The sequence below is a fragment of the Candidatus Hydrogenedentota bacterium genome (genome assembly GCA_019695095.1).
GTDB lineage: Bacteria > Hydrogenedentota > Hydrogenedentia > Hydrogenedentales > SLHB01 > JAIBAQ01.
The window spans coordinates 45604-69922 of sequence record JAIBAQ010000007.1 but is presented as its reverse complement, the minus strand read 5'-3'; the positions used below and the strand labels follow the sequence as shown (position 1 = coordinate 69922).

17 protein-coding genes are annotated in these 24319 nt (G+C 57.0%); 9 read left to right on the top strand and 8 right to left on the bottom strand.

Features of this window, described 5'->3' with window-relative positions; all coding sequences use genetic code 11:
* Positions 1–6 precede the first annotated feature (6 nt).
* Both K1Y02_02510 and K1Y02_02505 read left to right on the top strand, forming a co-directional pair.
* Positions 7–372: a response regulator gene (locus K1Y02_02510; protein ID MBX7255208.1), complete on the top strand. Its 366-nt coding sequence runs from the start codon at positions 7–9 to the stop codon at positions 370–372.
* 26 nt (positions 373–398) lie between these two features.
* Positions 399–2963, top strand: coding sequence for a response regulator (locus K1Y02_02505; GenBank protein ID MBX7255207.1), 2565 nt, complete (start codon positions 399–401; stop codon positions 2961–2963).
* 149 nt (positions 2964–3112) lie between these two features.
* Here K1Y02_02505 and K1Y02_02500 read toward each other — a convergent pair whose 3' ends face one another.
* From K1Y02_02500 to K1Y02_02485, 4 genes are all read right to left on the bottom strand, one after another.
* The gene (locus tag K1Y02_02500; protein MBX7255206.1) at positions 3113–3709 is read right to left on the bottom strand and encodes a hypothetical protein; all 597 of its coding nucleotides are present in this window, start codon (positions 3707–3709) and stop codon (positions 3113–3115) included.
* Positions 3710–3892: 183 nt separating this feature from the next.
* On the bottom strand, positions 3893–5113 hold the full coding sequence (locus tag K1Y02_02495) for a PQQ-like beta-propeller repeat protein (protein ID MBX7255205.1): 1221 nt from the start codon (positions 5111–5113) through the stop codon (positions 3893–3895).
* A 160-nt stretch (positions 5114–5273) separates the two neighbouring features.
* Positions 5274–6749, bottom strand: coding sequence for a hypothetical protein (locus K1Y02_02490; GenBank protein MBX7255204.1), 1476 nt, complete (start codon positions 6747–6749; stop codon positions 5274–5276).
* Positions 6750–7034: 285 nt separating this feature from the next.
* Positions 7035–7661, bottom strand: a complete 627-nt coding sequence (locus K1Y02_02485; GenBank protein ID MBX7255203.1) for a TMEM198/TM7SF3 family protein — start codon at positions 7659–7661, stop codon at positions 7035–7037.
* Positions 7662–7925: 264 nt separating this feature from the next.
* On the opposite strand from K1Y02_02485, the gene K1Y02_02480 reads away from it, so the two are divergent.
* From K1Y02_02480 to K1Y02_02450, 7 genes are all read left to right on the top strand, one after another.
* Positions 7926–9932: a heparinase II/III family protein gene (locus K1Y02_02480; GenBank protein MBX7255202.1), complete on the top strand. Its 2007-nt coding sequence runs from the start codon at positions 7926–7928 to the stop codon at positions 9930–9932.
* Between the two features lie 356 nt (positions 9933–10288).
* On the top strand, positions 10289–10612 hold the full coding sequence (locus K1Y02_02475) for a zinc ribbon domain-containing protein (GenBank protein ID MBX7255201.1): 324 nt from the start codon (positions 10289–10291) through the stop codon (positions 10610–10612).
* A gap of 219 nt (positions 10613–10831) precedes the next feature.
* Positions 10832–12019, top strand: coding sequence for an aspartate aminotransferase family protein (locus K1Y02_02470; protein MBX7255200.1), 1188 nt, complete (start codon positions 10832–10834; stop codon positions 12017–12019).
* Positions 12019–12978: an ornithine carbamoyltransferase gene (gene argF, locus K1Y02_02465; GenBank protein MBX7255199.1), complete on the top strand. Its 960-nt coding sequence runs from the start codon at positions 12019–12021 to the stop codon at positions 12976–12978. The genes K1Y02_02470 and argF overlap by 1 nt, the downstream gene beginning before the upstream one ends.
* Positions 12979–13156: 178 nt before the next feature.
* A complete protein-coding gene (locus K1Y02_02460) occupies positions 13157–14368 on the top strand; it encodes an argininosuccinate synthase (GenBank protein MBX7255198.1) in 1212 nt (403 codons plus the stop codon).
* A 9-nt stretch (positions 14369–14377) separates the two neighbouring features.
* On the top strand, positions 14378–15754 hold the full coding sequence (gene argH / locus K1Y02_02455; protein ID MBX7255197.1) for an argininosuccinate lyase: 1377 nt from the start codon (positions 14378–14380) through the stop codon (positions 15752–15754).
* A 119-nt stretch (positions 15755–15873) separates the two neighbouring features.
* The gene (locus K1Y02_02450; protein ID MBX7255196.1) at positions 15874–17400 is read left to right on the top strand and encodes a response regulator; all 1527 of its coding nucleotides are present in this window, start codon (positions 15874–15876) and stop codon (positions 17398–17400) included.
* Between the two features lie 101 nt (positions 17401–17501).
* On the opposite strand, the gene K1Y02_02445 is transcribed toward K1Y02_02450, so the two are convergent.
* The 4 genes from K1Y02_02445 to K1Y02_02430 all read right to left on the bottom strand — a co-directional run bounded on the left by K1Y02_02445 (position 17502) and on the right by K1Y02_02430 (position 23749).
* Entirely contained in the window at positions 17502–18353 is an 852-nt protein-coding gene (locus K1Y02_02445; protein ID MBX7255195.1) for a DNA adenine methylase, read from the bottom strand.
* The gene (locus K1Y02_02440; protein ID MBX7255194.1) at positions 18350–18739 is read right to left on the bottom strand and encodes a hypothetical protein; all 390 of its coding nucleotides are present in this window, start codon (positions 18737–18739) and stop codon (positions 18350–18352) included. Before K1Y02_02440 ends, K1Y02_02445 begins: the two co-directional genes overlap by 4 nt.
* Before the next feature lie 61 nt (positions 18740–18800).
* Entirely contained in the window at positions 18801–21632 is a 2832-nt protein-coding gene (locus K1Y02_02435; protein MBX7255193.1) for a beta-galactosidase, read from the bottom strand.
* Between the two features lie 17 nt (positions 21633–21649).
* Positions 21650–23749, bottom strand: a complete 2100-nt coding sequence (locus K1Y02_02430; protein MBX7255192.1) for a hypothetical protein — start codon at positions 23747–23749, stop codon at positions 21650–21652.
* Positions 23750–24319 lie beyond the last annotated feature (570 nt).

The following is a 24319-nucleotide window of genomic DNA, read 5'->3' as shown; positions in this document are numbered from 1 at the left end:
TAGACGGTGAAGAAGAAGGTGCTTGTTATCGAGGACAATGAGCAGAACCTCTATTTGGTTACGTTCATGCTCGAGAAGAAGGGTTACGAGGTCGTACAAGCCCGCGACGGTCTTCAGGGGATCGATTTGGCAGGCAAAATAGCGCCAACGCTCATTCTTCTGGATATTCAATTACCGGGTATGGACGGGTATGAAGTCGCGCAGGCGTTGCGGAGCAATCCGGCGATTACAGGGGTGCCCATTATTGCGGTGACGAGCTATGCAATGGTCGGGGATCGAGAACGTGCATTGGAGGCGGGATGCACCGGATACATTGAGAAACCGATCAATCCTGAGACGTTTATCGCCGATGTTGAGCGGCATGTGACGTAAGGAACGGGCCTGAAGGGGAGGCGCCGATGACAAGGCTTCTGGTTGTAGATGACAACGAGCAGAATCGCTACTTGCTTCAAGCTTTGCTGGTTGGACATGGCTATGAGGTTCAAGTGGCGGTGGAAGGCGCGGAGGCTCTTGAGATCGCGCGCACAACGCCACCGAACTTAATCGTTACGGATATTTTGATGCCCGGCATGGACGGGTATTCGCTGTGTAGGCATTGGAAGAATGACGCAACGCTCAAAAGCATTCCTTTCGTTTTCTACACGGCTACGTACACTGACGCAAAAGACGAGGAATTTGCGCTGGGGCTTGGCGCGGATAGGTTCATCATTAAACCGCAAGAACCGGAGGCCTTGCTGGGGATCATTGAAGAGGTAATCAGTGATCACGAAGCTGGGCGACTAGGACCGCCGCGCGAATCCGCGTTGGAAGAGACGGCCTACGTCAAAGGATACAACGAGGCGCTCATCCGAAAGCTAGAAGACAAGCTCATGCAACTGGAGATCACAAAGGCGTCTTTGGAGCGCGAGGTAGCCGAGCGCCGGCGCGCGGAGGAAGACGCGCTCCGAGCTGGACGCGAATGGCAACGCACGTTCGACGCTACGAACAGCGCGATGTGGATTCTGGATCTGGAGCAACGCATCGTACGGTCCAACAAGACCTCGGAACGCTTCTTTCCGTATTCATGCGACGAGTTAATTGGCAAACACTGCTGGGAGGTCGTTCACAATTCGGATCGGCCCATAGTCGGATGTCCAACCCAGCGAGTGCGGGAAAGCCTGCGGCGCGAGAGCATGGAACACCAGACCGAGAGGGGCTGGTTCGAGATTACGGTGGATCCGGTTCTGGATAAGGAGGGCCGATTTGCGGGATCCATCCACATCGTGAGCGATATTACCGAGCGCAAGCGGACGCATGAGGCGCTGGCTACGCACTCACGGCGAGTTCAGGCCTTGATAGACCTTCAGCAATTGTCGCACGCGCCAGCGGACCAGGTTCTAGATTTCGCTATCGATGCATTCATGAGCGTCACGCAAAGCGAGCATGCGTTTGTGGGGATACTGAGTGAAGACGAAAAGTCGATGGTCATCCAGCGGTGCTCTAAAGGAGCATTCAACGTCGATGGTATTCCCGTTGAATCGGAACACTGCGCCGTCGAGTTTTGGGAGAACTCCGTCCGCGAGCGGAAACCCATCTTATGTAACACGACCACGGCGCCAGGCGCCGGAGCGCTCGAGGTCGATTCAGGGAATGCGGAGATTACGCGATATGTTGCAGTTCCGGCAATCGAGATGGGTCGCGTCACAGCGGTTGCGATAGTAGCCAATAAGAAATCCAACTACACAGAGACGGACGTCACGGCCATTTCGACGTTACTCTATAAGATGTGGGAAATCCTCTCTCGACAGAGGCGCGACCGGGAGCGGGAAGAGTTGGAGGAGCAGTATCGTCAGGCGCAGAAGATGGAGGCCATTGGGCAACTGGCCGGAGGCGTGGCGCACGATTTCAACAACATCCTGCAAGCGATTCTTGGCTATGGCAGCTTGCTTCGGGATCGGCTTCCGAGTGATGGTGAAGCAAGCGAATTCACAGACGAGATTCTCCAGGCTACGCAGCGGGCTTCTACGTTGACACGTCAGCTTCTCGCTTTCAGTCGCCGCCAGATTTTGACAATTGAAGACTTGGATCTGAGCAGCGTCATCAACGGTATGATCAAGATGTTGCGGCGTGTCATCGGTGAAGACATCGAGGTGAATGTTTCGCACGGCCCGGAACTGGGCGTCGTTCATGCCGACCGGGGGCAAATGGAGCAGGTACTGCTAAACCTCTGCCTAAACGCGCGGGATGCGATGCCAGAGGGCGGGGTGATCTCGATTGAAACCGAGTCCGTGACCATTGACGAAGAATACTGCAACGCGCACGCCTGGGCCTCGCCGGGCCGGTTCGTGTTGTTGAGTGTGACAGACACCGGATGCGGAATGAGTGCAGAGACTCAGGCACGGATATTCGAGCCCTTTTTCACGACGAAAGATCTGGGCAAGGGTACGGGATTGGGATTGGCGACCGTTTACGGAATTGTGCGGCAACATCAGGGCATGATTCAGGTCTACAGCGAGGTGGGCAAGGGTTCGCGGTTCAAGGTGTATCTGCCCAGCTTCGATCAAACCGTTACGAAATCGTTGAAGTCCGAAGTGCTGGAACCCGCGCGAGGCGGCTCGGAGACGATTCTTGTCGCCGAGGACGAGGAAATGTTGCAGAGACTTGCGGTGCGAATCCTTGAAAGCGCAGGGTTTACCGTCTTGTTGGCGACCAACGGAGAGGAAGCGGTCGAGATCTTCGAGAAGCATGCGGATAAGATTGACCTCGCATTTCTCGACGTCGTCATGCCCAAGATGAGCGGTAAGGCCGTCTATGACGCGCTTCGCGCGCGCTTCCCTCGTCTCCGCTTCCTGTTTTCCAGCGGTTACAGCACGAGCGTTATTCACACGGACTTCGTGCTGAAAGAAGGCATCGAACTCATCGAGAAGCCGTATTCACCGACTGCGCTCGTGCGCAAGGTTCGCGAGATCCTGGATAGGGAGTAACCGAGAAGTGACCGGCGATTGAAGTACTCTCGCAGTGAGTTTCATCTCCGGCAACGAATCTCATTAGTGGATGACAACTCCGGACAATACAGCCCCACCAACAAATGGCCAGCTCAACTTTCTATGCATGGATTGAGACTGCTCGGGTTTCAATCTGAAGTTCTTGTCTTGACGAACACCGTGGATGGCTCCTCGAAAAACCTGCGATCCTTGACATGTTCTATGGCGACAATTTCGGCACTGGCAAAGTTGACTGAGAGCAGGTACCTACGCTGAATCCAGCGTCCGAGTACGTAGCGAAGAACTACAAATAGGCAGATGTTTGCTGCCAGAACAATAGCGGACAGAGAGAAACTGAATCGGATAACCGCCGCCAACAGCCACGTGATGGTGAGAAGCAAGACGGAGAGGCCTTGCGCGGTGACCGTCATCGAGCCGCATTGATTAGCCACCACGCAGTTTGAGTTACCTTCCTGTAGAGCTTGGATCATCTGCGCAAAGGCAGCCGAAACATCCGCCTTGTTCTTTATACCGGAAAGGCGAAATCCAGAATCGAAGGCTCTGCCGCCAATGCGTGCTTTCTTGCCGACGCGTTTGCGGAGAAAATAAATGGTTCCATGTTCAATCGCGTGATTGCGCTTTTTTGCCTCGTCCATTCGCAAGTTCTTAAACACCGCCCTGAGGAACGGCAGAGTTAAGAAGATCAAGATAAGGGCGAGCCAAGGGCCGATGAGGGCATACGTCATACCAAGTTCCGGCGAATGAGGAGACAACATAAATATGGAAACGACACAGAAATAGAATACAAATGCATTGTTGGGTCGCACCAAGAGGCGGAGGATGAACCTCTTCCCGAGTACCGGTCTATCCTGCATATATTTTCCCATTAGCTGGGCCAAATACTGAGTGAACCGTTCTCATGGCAAGACTTAGTGTTTGGCGCGCAAGTCGTAGGCCAACAGCACATCACCGTGGCGAATGTAGAGCGTGCCGTTGGCGATAGCGGGATGAGCCCAGTGTTTGCCGTCGCCTTCGGTGACGGCAAATTGACCGGCATGCTTGAAGGACTCCGGATTAGCTTCCACAAGGTGTACGAGGCCGCGTTTTGGACCTTCGTAGATGTAGAGCATGCCGTCGGCGTATTCGACAACGCCCTGCAACACCTCCTCCGTGGTCCACATGACTTTCCCGGTCTTCATGTCCATGCAAATGAGATGATTGCCGAGCATATGGCTGGTGCCGTAGATGTATCCTTTGTCGAGCACAACGCCGTGGTGCTGGCAATCGAGGGTTTCGTCTTTCCAGACGGGTTCTACGCTGGTACCGTCGGCGGAAACACGTACAACACCGCCGCCTGCCTTGTACCCGCCGGTGTAGTAAATCAGGCCGTCCATGTAGAGAGGTGTACACGCGTGGATGCCGTCGCGCGTCAAGTGTTCGACCTTCCAAAGGAACTGCCCTGTGTCCGCGTCGCCGCAAACAAGGAAGTTGGCTGTCTCGGTCACGAGCAGCCGCCGGCCGTTGTGCGGATAGATGATGGGAGTGCAGTAGGAGGCAGGATCGGTAAAGCCCTTCATGGTCCAGACCGTCTCTCCCGTGTTCTTGTTCAGCGCGACGAGGCTTGCGTCGGGGCCGCCCGGCGTGCAGATGACGCGGTCGCCATCTACGAGAAGGGATTCGGCGAGGGTGTACATGATATTCGGACCAACGAACCGTTCGAGGATGTTGACGGTCCAGCGCTTTTCGCCGGTGGGGATATCGATACAGCAGACTTCACCCAGTCCGGAGAGCATGTACAGTTTGTCGCCGTCGATGGTGGGTGTGGAACGGGGTCCGGGGGCTTGCGAGTCGTTGGTTTCCGCGCCAAGCGAAATCTTGCGTTCAATCGTCCCATCGAGGCCGATCACAAAGATGCCCGCAGTAGAAGGATCGATCATTCCCGGAACATAGATCTTCCCTCCGGCCACGGAAGGCGACGAATAGCCGTTGCCGAGTCCACGCACCATCCACAGCATTGGCGGACCGTTCTCGGGCCAGGTCTTGAGCAGGCCTTGTTCGTCGAAACGCCCGTCGCGGTGCGGGCCACGAAATTGCGGCGATTCGCCGGCTGTTGCCGAGGTTACCACCAAAGCGCACATCAGTACGGTCATCGACACAATCCGCATCACACACACCTTTCATTTCGATAGCCGATGTTAGGGAATTGCGACCATCGTACCCCATTTGAGGATGCGGAAGACAGGGAGTCTTGTGACGCGTGAATGCCGCCTTAACAGCGCACTTCGGCAGGAACCATTTTGTAGTCGAGCGTCAGTGCATGACTGGGACAACCGCTCGCGAAGAGTCTACAGGTTCGCTCCGTCCGTTTGCGGCGCCGTACCCGCCGTGCACAAGGACATGCAGCGTTGTCACGAGGCCGGCCAACTCTTCGGCCCGATGCGCCAACGTTTCGCTGGCGCGGGCAGTCTGCTCTGAAGTCTCCGACGCTTCACGCGTCAAGAGGTTGATCTGCTCGATGGCATCGTCGACTTTGCCAATACCGGCGGACTGATCGCGAGTCATCTTTGAGGCTTCGGCGATGAGTTGCGTCACACTGCCGATTTCGCTCGATATTTTGCCGAGGATTTGCGCCATCTCGCCTGCGGCGGTCACCCCGCGGGTCGCGTTTTGCTGCGACTCCTCCAGGAGCGCGGCTGTCTCCTTGGCTGCGGTGGCGCTTCGCTGGGCAAGGCTTCGCACCTCACCGGCAACCACGGCGAACCCTTTACCCGCGTCGCCGGCACGAGCGGCTTCTACCGCAGCGTTCAAAGACAGCAGGTTGGTTTGAAATGCGATGCTATCGATCGTCTTGACAATCTTTACCGTGGCATCCGATGTCGACCGGATCAGATCGATGGCTTCCGTCATGCGTGTCATTGCGTCGCGTCCCTCTTCCGCGGCCGAATTGGCCTTGGCGGCCGCTTCGTTTGCCTGAGCGGCGCGCTCTGCGCTCAGTTGCGTAAGGTCTGCAACCTGTTTTAGTGCGCTGGAGGTAAGGTTGAAGCTGTCCGTGTCTCCGCTACGCGAAACCAGCGACTGTGACGCGCCAAGTACTTCATCCGAAACCGAGCGCAAATCCTCGGATTCTGCATTCAACTGGTCGGCCACTTTTTGCAGCGGCCTCACCACGGAGCGCGTCACGATACCTCCAAGCAGAAGCGCTTCAATCACTAGCGCCACTGCAAACACGGCCACGCTCTCTTTCGACATTTGCGCCATGGCAAGGTCGTTTTCGGCGGTGCTCACGGTCACGCTTGTGATGCCGAGAACATCACCGGGTTTGGCGGATGCGTGGCACGACGTGCATGATTCGACACACAGGGAGGGCATGGTCAAACGGTACGTATGCAAGGTGTCGTCTGCGACGGGCTCTGGTTTTGACGAAGCGGCGACACGCAATTCGACTTCATCTGCCTTGGCGGCGCCTTCGCGTTCACCGAAGTCGGCGACTGTGGCCGGTGCCCGAACCACGCGAACCTCTTTCAAACCCTGCAATGCCGTGACCTTCTCCAGGAAGAGTCCGAGGCCAATCATGTCGCCAGTTTGCCCGTAGGAAGAGACCGCGTCCGCAACCGTTGATGCGACCATTTCTGCGGATTTGGACGCGGAGGAATCGCTCATGGAATGCACGCGCATGTTGATCAACATCATGGCGGCGGTCAGCACGATTATCAGCGTTCCGGCTGTTGCCACAAGGATGGTGGTGCGAATCCCACGTCTTTTGCGAACTCGGCTTACCGCTTCCATGATTCTCTCCCTTCTGCATCAAGAGTCTCATAGCCAACTTATTGCCCAAGTCGAAATGACATAAGAACCCTACGCGGACTGGGCGTGGTTCTCTTATTGCATAAAGCCAAATCTTGAGTCTGAAAGGCTCCCCAAGGTATTAGGAATCCGATTGCCTGCAACCACAGCAAACAGAATTAGGACAGCCAAACTCCGGCTAGAAGTATATACCAGTATTTACTGGTTTAGCGAGGCAATTCGCGAAGTTGCGGCGTAATAAGGAGCAGCAACTGCCGTGCGACCAAGTCAGCCAGACGGCTGTGGCTTTCGCTTTCGAGTTGTGGCAAGTTGGGCCAGGCACCCCGCCATGGCGAGAACGGCCCAACTCAGGGCCACAATTCCGCGGTCTCTACCCAGCTCGATGGGCTCCTGGAACACATCCACAAAGGTCGGGCCTACAAGAAAGAAACCTACACCACAAACGACCAGCCACGCTCCGATGGCTGCGGTGGCCATGGTCATAACGAGGCGCTCAAGGACCAGCGCCAGCATCCCGCCAGCCAGGGCCGAGGCCAGGATAAGCCAGACGCTCCAGGATTCCTCGCGGGCCGCGAGCAGGTTTTGGGCTATCAGAAGCGCAGCCAGCGATCCCACGAGGAAGATGCCTGTGCGGAACAGGAAGAGCATGGCCATGGCCCCACATACTCCCCCGCCAATCATTGCACCGAGCATGAACCCCATGTGCGCCTGGGTGACCCAGGCGGCTATCGCTCCCGCGACCGCACCGGCCAAACCGAAACCGGTGAGACAAAGCACAAATTTCAGCACACGGTATCCAAGGAAGCAGTACAGGGTTCCCACGGCGATGCCTACGGCTATCGCCCCATTGACCGTCGTGACGGGGTATTTCGAAAGATCAGGAATAAGGTCCATCTATTGACATGAGACTCCGGGAAAATGGTGACTGTGAGGGGGGGGCCGTGTCAAACAGGGAGTGGGGGAATTTTAGATTTTAGATTTTGGATTTTGGATTTTGGATTTTGGATTGAGGACAGAGTAAGCGCGGGCGCGGTAAGGACATCGATTACGGATACACGAGAGAATAGCGATTTGAAGTGGATTCTCTGTCGTGCGCTGTGACAATCTTCTGATTTGGGGAACGTCATAAGAAGTATCTTTCGCTGGAGCTACTCTATCATGCATCGTTTCAAATCAATCGTCGCCGTTGGGTTGGTTGCCGCACTGTCAACGGCGTTCGCACAGGAAGACCTCGCCGATTTTGCCAAATCCAATTCCGAACGGATTAAGGCGCTGTTCGATTCGATTGATCTTCAGAAACCGGAATTGGCGAGTGTGCAAGCTGCGGCAGTCAAGCAGGATTGGGGCAAGGCATGTGCGTCGCTCGTGGAGTACTACCAAAACACCGCGAACCCGGCATTCCCGTCGTTACTTCCCAAACCTCAAGTGGATGCCGCCGCGATAGCGAAGGCGGATGCCGTGCTGAATGATACGTTTACGTTCTATGACCTGACAGACAAGGTGCCGCGTCGACCTGAAGGCGGACTTGATTGGAACCACACTGGGCCCAACAGCGACAAGGAGTGGGCTTGGGCACTGAACCGGCATTTTCACCTCGATTGGCTATTGGACGCCTACCTGACGACTGGAGACGCCAAGTACGCGGCCGCATGGGACGCTCAAGTGCGGGACTGGATTCTTCAGAATCCGTTTGCCGAGCCGGAGAAGAACCCTTTGGTTTGGAGAGGATTGGAGACTCATTTCCGGGTTCGTGCGTGGGCACGGGGCTTCTATGCGCTGCAGCATGAACCTGCTTTTTCTCCGGAAACGCGGATATTGCTGCTATCCAGTATCCCCGACCATGCCCGTTACCTTCGCAACTTCCACAAGCAGACGAGCAATTGGATTGCCATGGAATTGTATGGTCTCGCAGTGGCTGGGGTGGCGTGGCCGGAGTTTCGTGACGCGGCAGCGTGGGTCGATTACAGCGTGGGCCGTTTGACGAAGGAATTGGATGCCCAGGTGTATCCCGACGGCGCTCAAATGGAACTGACGACGTCGTACCACCGGGTCACCCTGTCGAACTTCCAGTCAATCTCGGATTTGCTCCAGCGGGCAGGACGACCCGTGCCCGGTCAGTTTCGCGACACCATCGAGCGCATGTGGGATTATCTTGCTTACACGTTGGATCCAACCGGCTATTCGCCGCTGAACAACGATTCCGACTCTGCGCAGAATGCTCAGCGGATCGATGAGGCCGCAAGGAGTTTCAATCGGCCGGACTGGACGTATATCGCAACCAATGGCAATGCGGGCGAGTGTCCCAAGGACCCGCCGTCTCGGGGATTTCCTTGGGCGGGTCAGTTGGTCATGCGAAGCGGCTGGCAGAAAGACGCAGACTGGGCGTTCTTTGATGTTGGACCAGCGGGCATCGGGCATAGGCACGCAGACAAGCTTCACCTTTCGGTCGTTTCCCATGGAAGGGACGTCCTGGTGGATTCGGGACGCTACACCTACGTAGGCGGGGACTGGAGACGGTACTTTGTGGGAACGGCCAGCCACAACACGCTTCTTGTTGATGGCAAGGGGCAAGTTGACAAGCCCTATTCCGTGACAGAGCCGCTGGACCAGCAGATTGTGATCGCTCCCGAATACGACCTCGGATATGGCATATACGATAGCGGCTACGCCGGCCTGGAAGGCACCGCCACGCACGAGCGGCTTGTGTACTACAAACGAGGTCAGTATTGGATCGTTCTGGACCGCATAAATACGGACCGCCCACGCTCCATCACGGCGCTTTGGCACTTCCACCCCGATTGTACGGTCGCGCTCGGCAATCTGACTGCCGCAAGCACCAATGACGGAGCCGGAAACGTCCGGGTAGTCCCCTCTGAGGGAGTAGATTGGAGCGTCTTGGTGGTGTCAGGACAAGAGCAGCCAGTCATCCAGGGGTGGTGGAGCCGTGAGTACAACCACAAGGTCGCTTCACCCACGGCCGTGTACAAGAAGGCAATGGATACCTCGGCTACGTTTGCGTGGCTCATCGTTCCGTCCGAGGGCGTACCGCCCGACGCGAAGATTCGCATCAAGTCAGTAGGAGACTGGGTGGACTGCCGGGTCAAGATTGGGCAAACTCGCGATCGGGTGCGACTGCTCTTCTCGGACGAGCCTCGGAAGAACTAGTCCGGCGCCCGGTCCCCATTTTGCGAGTCTGCTCGGATGGCATCTCGCAGTACCCCGCCCCATGCAGTTCCGCGCTTCTACGAGAGAGCCCACTCCTCCGAGCCTTCTTTGCCAAATTCCGTTAAGGGAAACCTCCCTGAGGATTAGCTCTGCCGGTCCTGCCCGGCTACCGAGAAGTGCGTTGGCGGCGACCCGTCGCCGCCGAACGCATTCCGGGATTTGCGTGTTTGACTTGGCGGAATTGTTGAGTCATGTGCATCGGTTTTGATATCGTTATAGCCCCTCTGGAGGTGTTTTCCTCCAAAATGTATCTACCTTTTCTCTGCAGGTTGCAAGAGTTTGGGAGTATTCGAGCGATGCCAACGTATACGTATCAGTGTAAGAAGTGTGAGGCGGTGCAGGACGTTTTTCACTCGATGTCCGAGTCCCCTCGCGTAAAGTGCGATTCTTGCGGAAGCACTCGAACAACGCGATTGCTCGGTACGGGCGCGGGGATTCTGTTTAAGGGCTCGGGATTCTACGAAACGGACTATAAGAAGAGCGGCAACGGCAAGAACGGAGGCGCCTCCGAGAGCAAATCGGAGGGCAAGTCCGAGACCAAGGCGGAATCCAAGTCCGAATCGAAGCCGGCAAAGAGCGATTCCGGCAAGAGCGCTTCCGCCAAGGGCAAGGACAACTAAGGCGAGATCAACGATCTTGCGGGCAATGGTGTCCGCATTGTAGAGTATTCGTTCCCGGTTTTGGGCGCGTTCGGTAGAGAACGCGCTCGCCTTTTTTTCGCCGACGTCAGGGAAACCGGGCAAAGAACCCTCGGGCGCGTCACGGGCGCGTGCGCATAGTCGGATCTCTTTTCATAACACATGCGCGGGCGCGTGGGACAATCGAGGGAGGATAGGAACATGACTACCAGCGAAATCAAGACGCTCAATGAGCAGCACGTAATCAACACGTACGGTTCGCGGAGCATTGCATTCGTCCGCGGTGAAGGCGTGACGCTCTGGGATGCCGAAGGCAAAGAATACCTCGATTTCTTCGCGGGAATCGCCGTGACCGGGTTGGGCCACTGCCACCCGAAGGTGACGGAGGCCTTGTGCATGCAGGCGAAGACTCTGGTGCACGTGTCCAACCTCTACTACATCGAGCCGCAAGTCAAACTTGCGGCTTTGTTGTGTCAGCACAGTTTCGCGGACAAGTGGTTTTTCTCGAATTGCGGCGCGGGTGCGATGGAAGCGGCCATGAAGCTGGTCCGGCGGTACTGGTCACAGCAGGGAACACCGAAGCCCGAGTTTGTGACAATGCTGAATTCGTTCCACGGACGGACGTTCGGAGCGATATCGGCGACCGGGCAACCCAAGTATCAGGAAGGGTTTGAACCTCTCTTGCCGGGCATCAAGCATGTCCCGTTCAACGACATCGCTTCGTTGCGCAAGGCCGTGTCGCCTCAGACGGGCGCGGTGATTGTGGAACCCATTCAAGGAGAAGGCGGCGTACGGACGCCGTCGGACAGTTATCTGAAGCAGGTGCGGGAACTCTGCAATGAGCGTGGGGCGTTGCTGATCTTCGATGAAGTGCAGACCGGCGTTGGGCGTACAGGCAAGTTCTTTGCGCATGAACATTATGGCGTGACTCCCGACATCATTGTGGTGGCCAAGGGCCTTGGCAACGGTGTTCCGATCGGCGCGATGGGCTGCACCGAGAAGGTAGCCTCGGGATTCAGTGTTGGTTCTCATGCATCCACTTTTGGCGGGAATCCGCTGTGTACGGCGGCGGCATTGGCAACGGTGGAAGTCATCCTTGAACCGGGCTTCCTGGACGGGGTCGTGAAAATCGGCGAGTACTTCGTGAACAAATTGAGTGCGTTGGCGAAGAAGCACTCCGGCATCGTCGATGTACGGGGAAAAGGTCTCCTCGTTGGCGTTGAAATGAAGTCCCCGGTGGCGCCAGTAGTGCAGAAGATGCTCGATGCGGGCATTGTGTGCGGGCCAGCGGGACCCAATGTCCTTCGCTTCGCGCCGCCGCTTATCATCACCCAAGCGCACGTGGACCGGGTTGTGGCAACCTTGGATAAGGCGATCGGAGAAGTCTGATGTACATGGATTTCATCACCCTCGCGGAACTGACAGCCGGCGACATCCTCGAACTGCTCGAAATGGCCGACCGGTTGAAAAGAACGCTCAAACAAGGCAAGCCTCACCGGCTTCTGGAAGGCCAGACCGTGGCCATGATTTTTGAAAAGCCGAGTCTGCGCACGCGAGTAACGTTCGAGACGGGCATGTTCCAGCTTGGCGGCCACGCGCTTGTGCTTGAGTCGGGGCAGATTAAGCTGGGAGAGCGCGAATCCGTGCCCGATGTCGCCCGGAATCTCGACCGCTGGGTGGATGGAATCGTTGCGCGGACCTATAGACATGAAGCGGTTGAAGATCTGGCAAAATACGCTGGAGTTCCGGTCATCAACGCATTGACCGACAAGTTGCATCCGTGCCAGGTGATTGCGGATGCACAGGCTTTGCGTGAGCATAAGGGAGACCTTGGCGAGTTGAAGCTGGCGTTCGTGGGCGACGGCAATAATGTTGCGGCATCCTGGCTCAATTTTGCGGCGCACATTCCCATCAACTTCACGCTGGTTTGCCCGCCCGGATACGAGGCAGACCCGGAAATTGTGGCCTTCGCAAAGGCACACGCCAAGGGCGAGATTTGCATCACGCACAGTATTGAGGATGGCGTGCGGGGAGCGGACGCGGTGTACACCGATGTGTGGGCCAGCATGGGTCAGGAGCGGGAGAGCGAGAAGAGGGCCAAGACGTTCGCCCCGTATCAAGTGAATGCCAAGCTCATGTCGCTCGCCAAACCTGGAGCGGTGTTCATGCACTGTCTTCCCGCCAAGCGCGGTCAGGAAGTGACTGACGAGGTGATGGACGGCCCGCAGTCCATCGTCTTTGACGAGGCGGAGAACAGGCTGCACGCGCAGAAGGCGATAATGGTCACACTGATGCAGAAGGGCGAGGATGGCCTGAACCGCAAGCGGCGGGCGCGAATCGGGAAGTAATATGCGGGACTTCGGCTTGGGAGTCCCTCGAACCGGGGAACTTCTAAAGTCGATGTCTCCGAGTGGAATCATAACGGCGACGGGTTGTCACGGGCTTTAGCAGGCTTCGTGACGCGGCCAAGCGCGCTAAGTTGTGGTGGAGCCGCGAGCCGGCTTTGCCGGAGGAAGAGAGGGAATCATGGCAGCATCGGTTAAGAAGATCGTTCTCGCGTATTCGGGTGGATTGGACACTTCGGTGATTTTGAAGTGGCTCCAGGAAACCTACAAAGCCGACATCGTCGCATTTATTGCCGATATCGGCCAGGGTGAGGAAGTCGAGGAAGCACGCGCCAAAGCCCTTCGCACCGGCGCATGCGCCGCATATGCCCTGGATCTGCGCGAGGAGTTTGTACGCGATTTCGTCTTCCCGACGATGCAGGCGAATGCCTATTACGAAGGCAACTACATGCTCGGTACGAGCGTGGCGCGGCCGCTTATCGCAAAGGCGCAAATCGATGTGCTCCGCAAAGAAAAGGCCGACGCGGTTTCGCATGGAGCGACCGGCAAGGGCAACGATCAAGTCCGGTTCGAACTGACGTTCTACGCGCTCGAGCCCAACGTGACCATCATCGCCCCGTGGCGCGACTGGGATTTGAACAGCCGTACCGCGCTTATCGAGTACGCGAAGAAGCACGACATCCCGGTGCCGGTTACGGCAAAAAAGCCGTATTCATCGGACCGCAACTTGCTGCACATTTCGTTCGAAGGCGGCATTTTGGAGGATCCTTGGTCGGAGCCGCCCGATGACATGTTCATCTTGAGCGTTGACCCGGGCAAGGCTCCCGACAAGCCCACCTATGTCGAGGTAGAGTTCGAGGAAGGCCTGCCCGTTGCAGTGGACGGGAAGCGCCTGTCGCCGGCGGCACTCCTGGCGCGCCTCAATGCACTGGGCGGCGCGAACGGTGTTGGCCGCGTCGATATGGTCGAGAATCGTTTCGTGGGAATGAAGTCGCGCGGCGTGTACGAAACGCCGGGCGGTACCATTCTGTATGCGGCCCACCGCGCCGTGGAATCGATTACGATGGACCGCGAAGTGATGTTGTTGCGCGATCAGATGTCGCCGAAGTTCGCGCAGCTTGTCTACAACGGTTTCTGGTATTCGCCGGAAATGGCTGCATTGAACGCGTTCGTGAAGAAGTCGCAGGAGAATGTGACGGGAACGGCGCGCGTTAAGCTCTACAAGGGTAATTGCATCGTGGTCGGACGCAAGGCGGAAAAGACGCTCTACGATCCGAAGATTTCGACGTTTGAAGAGGACGAGGGTGCGTATCAGCAGAGCGATGCGGGCGCGTTTATTCGTTTGAACGCTTTGCGCCTTCGCGTGCGCAATCGCGCCGGTTTTGACCTGTAGGGCAGTGTCATGGCCAAACTCTGGGGCGGAAGATTCGAGGGAAAAACCGACGCATTGGTCGAGCAACTTGGCCAATCGGTGTCGTTCGATTCCCGGTTGGCGCCGTGGGACATTCGCGGCAGCATCGCTCACGCGCGCATGCTGGGCGATTGCGGCATCATCTCGAAGGCCGACGCCAAGAAGATCATCGCGGGACTGAAAGCCGTTGCCGAGGACATTGCCGAGGGCAAGTTTGTCTTCGACGCGGCTATGGAAGATGTCCACACGAATATTGAATCGGCGTTGGTGGCACGGATCGGAGATGCGGGCAAACGCCTGCACACGGCGCGCAGCCGAAACGATCAGATTGCCACGGACGTGCGGATGTGGGCACGCGATCAGGTGGATGCGATTCGAGGACAATTGCGCTGTCTACAGGCCGCTTTGGTCACGTTCGCGGAAGCGCACATCGACGTGATAGTGCCGGGGTGCACACACCTGCAGCACGCGCAGCCGGTCCTTCTGGCCCATCATTATCTCGCGTATTTCGAGATGTTCCAGCGCGACTGGGAACGCTTTGGAGAACTGCGCAAGAGGGTGAATGTCATGCCGCTGGGTTCGGCCGCTCTTGCAGGGGTTCCCTACCCCATCAACCGGCACCAGGTGGCCAAGGAACTTGGCTTCGACAACATTTCCGCGAATAGCATGGATGCAGTCTCTGACCGCGACTACTTGATCGAGTTTTGCTCGGCGTCGGCGCTGGTCATGATGCATCTGTCGCGTCTGTGCGAAGAGTTGATTCTGTGGTCTACCCCCGAATACGGTTTCATTGAAATTGGCGATGCGTTCACGACGGGGTCGAGCATCATGCCCCAGAAGAAGAACCCCGATGTCGCGGAGCTTGTGAGGGGCAAGACGGGCCGCGTGTACGGCGATTTGACGGCGCTTCTTACCCTGATGAAAGGGTTGCCGATGACGTATAATCGGGACCTGCAGGAAGACAAGGAGCCCGTGTTTGACGCTTCGGACACTGTGCAGCTTTGCCTTTCGGTCACTGCGGCTATGTTGCCGTCGATTCAGGTTAACCGTGACGCCATGTCTGAAGCCGTGCTTGAGGGCTTCATGGAGGCGACCGACCTTGCCGATTACCTTGTGGGCAAGGGAGTACCATTCCGCGAGGCCCACTCGACCATTGGGCGCATCGTTGTGTATAGTGTGCGAAATGGCAAGAGATTAGGTGATTTGACGATTGACGAGTATCGGCAATTCTCGCCTAGCTTCTCTGCCGATGTTCATCGCGCACTGAGCGCAGCGGCAATTGTTGCCAAGCGGAACCAGCCAGGTGGAACCGCACCGAAACAAGTGAAGGCGGCAATTTCGCGAGCACGCAAGGTCTTGTCTCATTAGTGTGAAAGTAATTTCGGTGTCTTTGTTCCAAAGAGGAACAGTTAGGCCAGTAATTACCTGACATCTGATCTCTATTAGCCGATTACGGGTATTTCAAGACTAGACTTCCGGGCATTCCTATGTGGTATGATGTAGGTATGCTGGGCGCGGGTTGCGTTATGGGTCATCCAAACCGAATATTAATTGTTGACGATGAAGCCGTCATTCGGGAGTTGCTATGCGACATCCTCAGTGACGACGGCTATTCTGTTGACAGCATGCCTGGCGGGCCTGCGGCCCTGGAGCTGCTTCGGGCGCAGGACGATTTCGCTCTGCTCTTCACCGACATCATGATGCCCGAGATGGACGGTATCCAACTCATCCGCGAAGCACGCAAAGTGCGGCCCTCCCTTATACCGATCGTGATGACCGGGTTTGCCACCGTGGAAACCGCGCGAGCCGCGGTGAAGGAAGGCGCGTACGACTACGTACTGAAGCCATTCAGCCTGAGTGAGGTGAAAATGGCCGTCTCCAACGCGCTGGAGCGGTACAGGCTGGCGGCCGAGAACACGCGTTTACGAGATCTGACCGATATTTTCGAAATCAGCGAAGCGATGGCGAGTATCCGTCAGGAAAAGCAGCTTCTTGAGTTCGTGCTGAACGCGGCGCTGAAGCAGGTTGGGGCAGAGCGAGGTTCATTGATGATTGCTTCTTGCGACGGCAAGAACCTCGAAATCGCCGCGAGTGTAGGACTGCCGCGTGAGGCCGTGAACGGTCTGGTGGAAATTGGCAAGGGCATATCGGGCAAGGTGGCCTCAAGCAGACAACCGATCCTGGTCGAGAATCTGGGCGATCATCCGGAATTGCTGTTGGAGAGCAGAAACCTGGGTGATCCGTCGTTTGTCTCGTTGCCGCTGGTGAGCAAATTTCCCCGCTACACCGATCTCGGGGAAGAGAAGCAGATACTCGCCGTATTGAATGTCTGCAATAAGCAGGATCAGGGCCGATTCAGCGACGCGGACCTGAAGACGCTGAGCATCGTAGCGAATCATGCCGCGGCCGCCATCGACAACGTGCGCACGTTGCGCGATTTAGAGCGCGCGCATTTGACGACCGTTGAGGAAATGGTGCGCATGATCGAAGCGCGCGACGAGTTCACAAAGGGACACGGTTCCAAGGTTCGTGACATATCGCTTATGCTGGCGCAGAATATGGGGATGAGCGAACAGGACCTGGATATCTTGCGTGTGGCGGGTCCGTTGCACGACATTGGCAAGCTTGGTGTGAGCGGGTCGGTTTTGGCGAAAAATGGCCGGCTCAACGAAGACGAGTGGGCATCTGTTCGTCAGCACACGGTTATTGGCCACGACCTGATTAAGCCCATCCAGTTCTTGAATACCGCGCATTTGCAGGTGGTTCGCAGCCACCACGAGCGTGTCGACGGATCCGGTTACCCCGACGGGTTGTCGGGCGAGGCAGTCCCCCCCTTGGCGCGGGTAGTGGCCGCGGCAGACGCCTACGTTGCGATGTCGAGTCCGCGCCCGTATCGCGAAGCCCTATCCAAGAATGAGATCGTCGGCGAGTTCCGCAAGAATGGCGGCAGCCAGTTCGACGGTCAAGTAGCCGACCTTGCCGTAAGACTGATCGAGAACGGCGAGATTCAGTAGCTCTCCCCGATCATCCAGGCGTCCGCAATTTCCTCAAAGCAAGTCTTCTCACTTGGGTCCATGCGAACATGTACGGATAAACTCCGGCCGGAGCGGACCCGTCAGTAGCTTCTGACAAGGGCCTCTGCTATCTGTCCGCGTTTCTCGGCGTTGCTATTTATTTGCCGTGATGCCATGACTTTGCCGATGTGAAAGTTCTCTCTGTAAAGACTACGTATGAAAGGCGTCATTGAATTCGAGAGGAGAACTTTCACGCCGCGTTTGTGCAGTTTGAGGGCGGTTTCCGCAAGCCGTTCCTGGTCTGCCGGTCCGAAGCCGTGCATGCTGTATCGGGTAAATGACGATGTCTTCGACACCGGATGGTAGGGTGGATCGAAATAGACAAAGTCGCCTTTTCGGGCGTAGTCGAGTACGGTTTCAAACGAACGGGCTTCGATGTGCGTATCCGTGAGGGCGCAAGACACGGCTCGCAGATTCTCTTCATCGCAGATGCAAGGATTCTTATAACGTCCATAGGGGACGTTGAATTCCCCCTTGCTGTTCTCGCGGAATAGGCCGTTGTATCCCGTCTTGTTCAGGTAGATGATTCGCGCCGCCTTCGCACACAACTCTTGCGGAGATTGGGAACGCACCTTGTAGTAATACTCTTCGCTGTGATTGCTCGCGTGCACCTTCAGAAGATCGATCACGCGCTCCACGTCTTGCCTCACGGCCAGATAGGCGTCTATAAGACGGCTATTCGTGTCGCTCAGAAATGCCTGCTTGCCTTCGAGGCGGTTCATACGCCGCAACTCAAAGAACAGAGCACCGCCTCCCACAAACGGCTCGTGATATTGCGTGAAAGGATTCGCGCGTTCTGCCTGCTTCAACAACGCATCGAGAAGCTGGCGTTTGCCGCCGGCCCATTTCAAGAATGGGCGAGGCATTGCTTGTGTACTTCTCATGAAGCTCATAGTCCGAAGTAGAGAGTCAGCCACGCGGCCAGATCGTCCATTTCCACAGCCATCCCGGTAGAGAGCAAGTAGGATTCCATGTTAATCGAGAAGCCTGCGCCGCTATATACGACGATCCCGCGAATCGGCCATGCGCGAATGTCCTCGAGCGTTGCGGGGATCTTCTCTTCGGCGCTGCCCGCTCCGCCTTGAAACTTACACTCAACACCCAGGCTTACTCGCGTGACGGGATGCTTGAGTACGACGTCGATTCGCCTGCGGGCGCCCCAGACACGCCTACCCACGGCGACTTCGGTGTCAACGATAAGACCCAACATGGCGCCTAGATCAGCGACTCTTCGCTGCAAATCCTTGCCAGAGGCAACGGCTTCCGAACGTCCTGGCATGTAAACCCCTTCCAATCGATTGACTGTGGCTGCACAGTGTCTCTGAGACGGATAGACGGAGTCAATGATCCGAATCGGCGCGTGCTGGTTGAATTTCGAGCAACACCGGATCGAGGGGGTTGAGCGTCGCGGGAAAGTCGACGGATTCATTTGTCAACAGGTCTCTCGCGGCAGCAATTTCTCCCGCGTCACGTATACAAACGGTCTTTGGCACTCGCGTGAGGTTGACGAGACTCGCCAGCAGCTTGCCTCCCGAAGCCGTTGTTCGAAGGTTCACGCCCCACACGATCTCGCCATGCGGACCCTCAAGGCGCAACGGACGGTTAACGTCCGCTTCGTCAAGGGCGACATCAATGACTTCGCGATACGCGCGCGCGGGCATGGGACGGCTATACCTGCGAAGCTGTGTGGCATCTTGCGCTTTCAGCACCTCGTTGCGAGGCCGCCCGTATTCATCGCATGCGAACGAGTCATCTGTGACGATTAACGTTCCGCCTGCATTGAGATACTCTTGAAAGGCTTCGTAGACCGGCTGCGGGACGTGCGATGCCGAAGGTACGAGCACGAGTTTGTAGTCCTTCAGTCTTCCCGCGACAGCTTGGGATTCGGTGACGAAATCGAATGTGGTATCCGTGAAGTACGCACCCTCGAAAGCGGCTTTGGCCTCTTCAACGTAGTTGCGAGAGGGCAGAAGCGACGCGTGCGAGAAGAAGATGGCGGCTTCCGCTTTTGCATGCTGGAGCGCGGCAACTTGCGGAGCCAGCCGGTTGAGGTCAAGCGCAATTTTGCCGAGTCCATGTACGCAGTCCACTCGCGTAAGGATGTTCTCGGCGAGATCGCCGGATTGCCCTCTGTCCCACACCCACGTTGTCGTTGCTCCTTGTCCGTGCAAGGCTTCGAGCCAATAGGCTGTGCGAATGTGGCACGCGGGGATGTAGTGTTTGTCACCGTCCACAATGATGTGATTCTCGGAATTAAAGATGGGATTGGCCGGCGCAACCGAATGCTGGAGCGTGTAATTCATCGCCATGATCAGCCAACGCTGCTGGTACTCACCGGTCTTTTCGGTTTCGAAGTCATTCCAGCAATCGTTCCCCGAAATAGTCCCGAGTTGCGGGAATGCTTCGTAGTCGATGCCTGCTTCAAACCGGCCGGGTTCCTCGAAGGCTTGCGACATGACTTTGGCGTGCACGGGAATGTTGGCATCGTACTTCCGGATCTCGTCCCGCAGGAACTCGTGAAATGCGACGAAACGGTCCTGGTTGAAACAACACCAATCGAAGAACAAAGCATAGTTCAATGCATCATCCGGCACGGGCACGTCGTCGAACGACGCGTAGGAAGTGCCGTACGCAGCATTCGCCGCATTCAGAGACGAATGCCGTTTCTGTAACCATTCGTGGAATGCCTGACGCGAATACGCGCAACGGCCTTTGTATTGAGGCTCATTGCTCAGACATATGCTGTGCAACGCCGGGTGACCGGAAATTATGGGCATGAGAACGCTGACGAATTGTCGCAGAATCTCGCGCGATTCGGGCGCATCGATGCAGTACTTCAGGAAGCCCATACCGCATTCGCGCAGTTCAGGATGTTCATCAAGCGCCCACTCGGGGAAATAATGCGGCGAAATCAGGACATTGACCATCACGTTGTGCGCGGCAGCATTGTCGAGGGCTTTGACGATATTCTCGCGAATGGCGTCCGCGTTTACGATGCCGCGAGCGGGAAGAACACTGTTGGGACCGATCTCGATCTGAATGATGTTCAGTCCATATTGCGTGAGGATCGGGGTGTCGCTGCGCACTTGCCCGAAATGGCCGACTCCGGTGAAGAAGATGGGCTGGTTTCCCTGATAGAAGTTTCCATCGCGAATTTCGACCGGCCCGGTTTGATAGCGAGGGAAAGGCTCAAGGATGGTCCTTTCTCGAAGGACGCGCGCAAGCGCGGCATTACTCGTTGAACACAGCGCGTCAATGTACCGGGCCGCTTTCAAGCCGCGAATCTGGTGCTCCAGGTTTTCCTCCGCGACGTCTTCCCTGACGTACTGGAGGAAGCTCTCAATGACACGAGCGTCCAATTCGAAGTAAGCAACACCCGAGTTGCCGAATTGCCTGGCTTCGTCGATCCGGAGTTTCAGTTTCTCCAGACGCTTCGCCACATGAGCGAGACGAGACTCCAATTCACGCTTATCCGAGACCAGCACCGAGCGCGCCGCGGCCAAGGATTTCTTGAAAGGTCCTGCGTTGCCCGCGCGATAGGCGTCTAGGTCAAGCGTTTGGATCGCGTGCTCTACGAGAGTCTTCCAGTGCCGTGCCTCCGGACCTGAAAGGTACGCCTGGTCAGACAGGGCACGGTCTAATTCAGACATGAATGCGGTCAGGTCGGTGGCAATGGCATCGCCGGCATTTGTCGTCAGGTACGCGCGCATGAGTTGGCCGTTGCCGGGTTCGTTGATTGCCCGCAGGGCAACCGTGATCACCTCACCAGGACGCGCCGATTCCGTAAGCAGAACGTCGCCTTTATCCCAGTCGAATGCCGGTTGAGCCACTCCGTTCACGTAGGGTTGAGCTTTGTTGTCGACACCGACGCGCAGGCGGACTGCGTGCCCCACAACAGGGATGCCGCTCACGCTTTCCGGGATGGTTACGCGCGTTCGAAACCAGGCGATGGAGTCGTGGGGCCACCATTTGAAGCCGGGCTCCACGCGTTGCCAGCTTGAATCGTCAAAGTCAGGCCGCTCCGCGCCGGGCGTGTCCCCCAACTGGAACCGCCATTTTTCGACGCGGGAATCCAGCAATGCCTGCAGCGATTCAAAGGTCGGCGAGGGCTCAACGGCAACAGCAGCCCCCACGGCAACCAGTACGATTGCCGTCAGCACAGATATGCGCATATGGAACTCCCTTGCGCTCAGTTCAGTCGAGCGCGTTGTGCGGGTAGCCACGTGTCGCGCAGATAGTCGCAGTTGACGACCTTTTCCACGAGGTCAATAGGGATGAAGAAGTACTGATTTGACGATTCGAATCCGATTCGCGAGTCTTCCGATTGCAGGGCATACAACCGCTCCGCCAATTTGCTCTCGTCCGCAATCAGCGCCTCCAATTCCGAAAGAAGCGGTTCAGCCTCTTGCTTTGTTTTTGCATTGGCGAGGGCATCGCGCGCGATGACAAACCGAGCCTGGTTGGCCGTGCTCCTGAAGTTGATGGCGGCCACTTCCGCGTACCGCATCTCTTCCCGCAACGCGCGCGACTGCGGGGATTGTCCGTTCAATGCTTCGGAAGAGACTCCCGACCGCAGAACCTTTAGCGCTTCTTCGAATCCGTCGGCCATCTTGTTGAATTGACCGATGAATACGTCGGGCGGGTACGAAGCACACCATTGACTGAGGTTATCGTAGGGAATTCCCACCATCGTGGCGGCATAGTGGGTAGGGGTTCCCCAAAGCGGGTTAGCCGGACCGTATTGCATGGGCGCGACATACAGCAGGGACGGATTGTACGGATACTCGCTGAAGGCCGTGCTGAACGAGCGCCAGGCTTGGACGACTTTCGGTGCGACCTCATCACCGAAAAGGCGGCGCGCAACGGTGTCCATCGCCTGCTCCGCGGTGGGAGGGGTCTGGCCTTCGGGGACTTTCTTTCCGAGTTCCGACACGACTTCCAGGTTCGGAGACGGATGCCCTCCGAGAGTCCATCCCAGCATGAGCCCGTCCACTTTGGCATCACGCAAGTTGGCGGCGTGACGCGCGACATTTTCGACGGCGGGAATATGGGGTATGGACGACAGTTCCCAAGTAACGTTGGCCTGGATCTTTGCTATGGCCTTCATGCCCCGGCCTCGCGCAAGGTCCCAGCTCTTTTGGGCGCGGGGTCCCGGGCCAACGGTCGAGATGCTGTATTCGCCCACGACGCCATTCACGCCACCGCGCGTGATTGGGATACTCCATTCGCTCACGCTCATCACGGACACCTTCTCGGGAAGCGCCTTGATGCCGGGTTCAATCCATTCGTCCTTCCATCCCCAGTCCCAGGCAATGAGTCGCGCGTCCGAGCCGGCGGCGTCGATTCCACGCTGAATCAGGGCGTTGACTTCGGCGAGCACTTCGCCGGGAGACCGTTGTGCGCATCGCGGACAGTTTTGTCCCGTGTGATGAGACCAGCAGTTCGTTAGGTTCTCCGAGGCAGTGATCGTGAAGAAGCCGCCCAAGCCTGGCGCGGCCTTGCAGACCGTCTCCACGGCGTCGGTGATGTACTTCTGAACGACGGGCGAGCTGGTGCAGAGGGCGGTGTATTCCCCTTCCCCCACCCCGCGTAGATCGGGATGCGTGTCGAAGAAGGGAGTCGGCATGGCGCGGGGTTCGTTGAGGTATAGGTAAATCTTGATCCCGTAGCGCCCAGCGCGATCCACGAGCCTCTTCAAGTGCTCAAGCCGGGTGGCTCGATCGGGGTCGGGCTCGGTTTCCCAGGGCGTGGGCGCAAGTGTAAAGAGCACTGCCTGCAGCCAGACGCCGTCGGCTCCCGAAGCCGCGAGCCGCGCCAGGTATCCATCGGGATAGGGGCCTTCTTCGTCGGAGGCGAGCAACGAATCGCCGTACAGGGCGAAGTACGAGAAACAGAATTTTGGAGAGAACCCACTTTCGGGTTTCGACGTGGCCAAGCCCGCTTCTACTGGCGCCGACAATTCGCGAACGAAGCTGAAGAGTGGAGTCTTGGTCTTGTCGACCCCATCGGGAAACGCGTTGCGAACAGACTTGGCAATCGTCTCTTCCCATTTCAATGCGGTCTCATTCGGTTGTTCGTACTTGAGAGGATCGCACTTGGGCTTGAGCATGCCGAGCTTCACGTACAGGAAGTCGTCTTCCCGCAGGGCGTAGGCAAGCTGCTTTTCGGACCATCCCAGCAATTGAAGCAGTTGATCATACGGGAGGAGATGCCAATTGCGCCTGATGACGGTGATGTAGGACCTCTGTTCGATGTCAGGAGTAATCTTGGGTTGGGGGCCAAGTCCCATGGCATCAGCCATTCGATTCAGGTCGGCTGGCGTAGCTCCTATGACCGTGGAGAGTCGCTCAACCGGCACCAGGGGCCAATTCTTCCATACGTAGGCGTGTACGCGGTCCGGAAAGTGTGCGTACTCCAGAGCCGCAGGATTCGAGCCTACCGGCAAATCCGGCGAAGCAAGCAGGAACATGAGCAATAGCATGGTTACTCCCCCCTCAGTTGTGTTCCTAATATAGGTGTATCACGAACTTACACATTCCGGTCCCGTATGCTGAGCATAGTCGAGACGCGCAGTGAGAAATGAACCCGTTCTCCGCAGGCAGCGTGTATTCGTGAGAAACCCTCATGGCGTACCCTTAGCGTCTAGCACGTGAGCATTTTTTCCCGTTGCTCGGTCGCGCCCTTGCGAAATACGGATTAAGCCTAGCGAAAAGAGACATCTCGATTAAAGGTCTGCATTTGCGGTTTGTATAGCCGCACAACGGGGCTCCGACCCTGGCAACTTACCGGTTGCACGAGTATCCATCGTGTGTTAGCCTTGATAAAGTCGTGTCACCACAATCCCATCGTCACGACACGG

Coding starts and splice junctions, on each gene's coding strand:
- K1Y02_02505 (MBX7255207.1), top strand. CDS start 399: ATGACAAGGCTTCTGGTTGTAGATGACAACGAGCAGAATCGCTACTTG.
- K1Y02_02500 (MBX7255206.1), bottom strand. CDS start 3,709: ATGACGTATGCCCTCATCGGCCCTTGGCTCGCCCTTATCTTGATCTTC.
- K1Y02_02495 (MBX7255205.1), bottom strand. CDS start 5,113: ATGACCGTACTGATGTGCGCTTTGGTGGTAACCTCGGCAACAGCCGGC.
- K1Y02_02490 (MBX7255204.1), bottom strand. CDS start 6,749: ATGGAAGCGGTAAGCCGAGTTCGCAAAAGACGTGGGATTCGCACCACC.
- K1Y02_02485 (MBX7255203.1), bottom strand. CDS start 7,661: ATGGACCTTATTCCTGATCTTTCGAAATACCCCGTCACGACGGTCAAT.
- K1Y02_02480 (MBX7255202.1), top strand. CDS start 7,926: ATGCATCGTTTCAAATCAATCGTCGCCGTTGGGTTGGTTGCCGCACTG.
- K1Y02_02475 (MBX7255201.1), top strand. CDS start 10,289: ATGCCAACGTATACGTATCAGTGTAAGAAGTGTGAGGCGGTGCAGGAC.
- K1Y02_02470 (MBX7255200.1), top strand. CDS start 10,832: ATGACTACCAGCGAAATCAAGACGCTCAATGAGCAGCACGTAATCAAC.
- argF (MBX7255199.1), top strand. CDS start 12,019: ATGTACATGGATTTCATCACCCTCGCGGAACTGACAGCCGGCGACATC.
- K1Y02_02460 (MBX7255198.1), top strand. CDS start 13,157: ATGGCAGCATCGGTTAAGAAGATCGTTCTCGCGTATTCGGGTGGATTG.
- argH (MBX7255197.1), top strand. CDS start 14,378: ATGGCCAAACTCTGGGGCGGAAGATTCGAGGGAAAAACCGACGCATTG.
- K1Y02_02450 (MBX7255196.1), top strand. CDS start 15,874: ATGTGGTATGATGTAGGTATGCTGGGCGCGGGTTGCGTTATGGGTCAT.
- K1Y02_02445 (MBX7255195.1), bottom strand. CDS start 18,353: ATGAGCTTCATGAGAAGTACACAAGCAATGCCTCGCCCATTCTTGAAA.
- K1Y02_02440 (MBX7255194.1), bottom strand. CDS start 18,739: ATGCCAGGACGTTCGGAAGCCGTTGCCTCTGGCAAGGATTTGCAGCGA.
- K1Y02_02435 (MBX7255193.1), bottom strand. CDS start 21,632: ATGCGCATATCTGTGCTGACGGCAATCGTACTGGTTGCCGTGGGGGCT.
- K1Y02_02430 (MBX7255192.1), bottom strand. CDS start 23,749: ATGGGACTTGGCCCCCAACCCAAGATTACTCCTGACATCGAACAGAGG.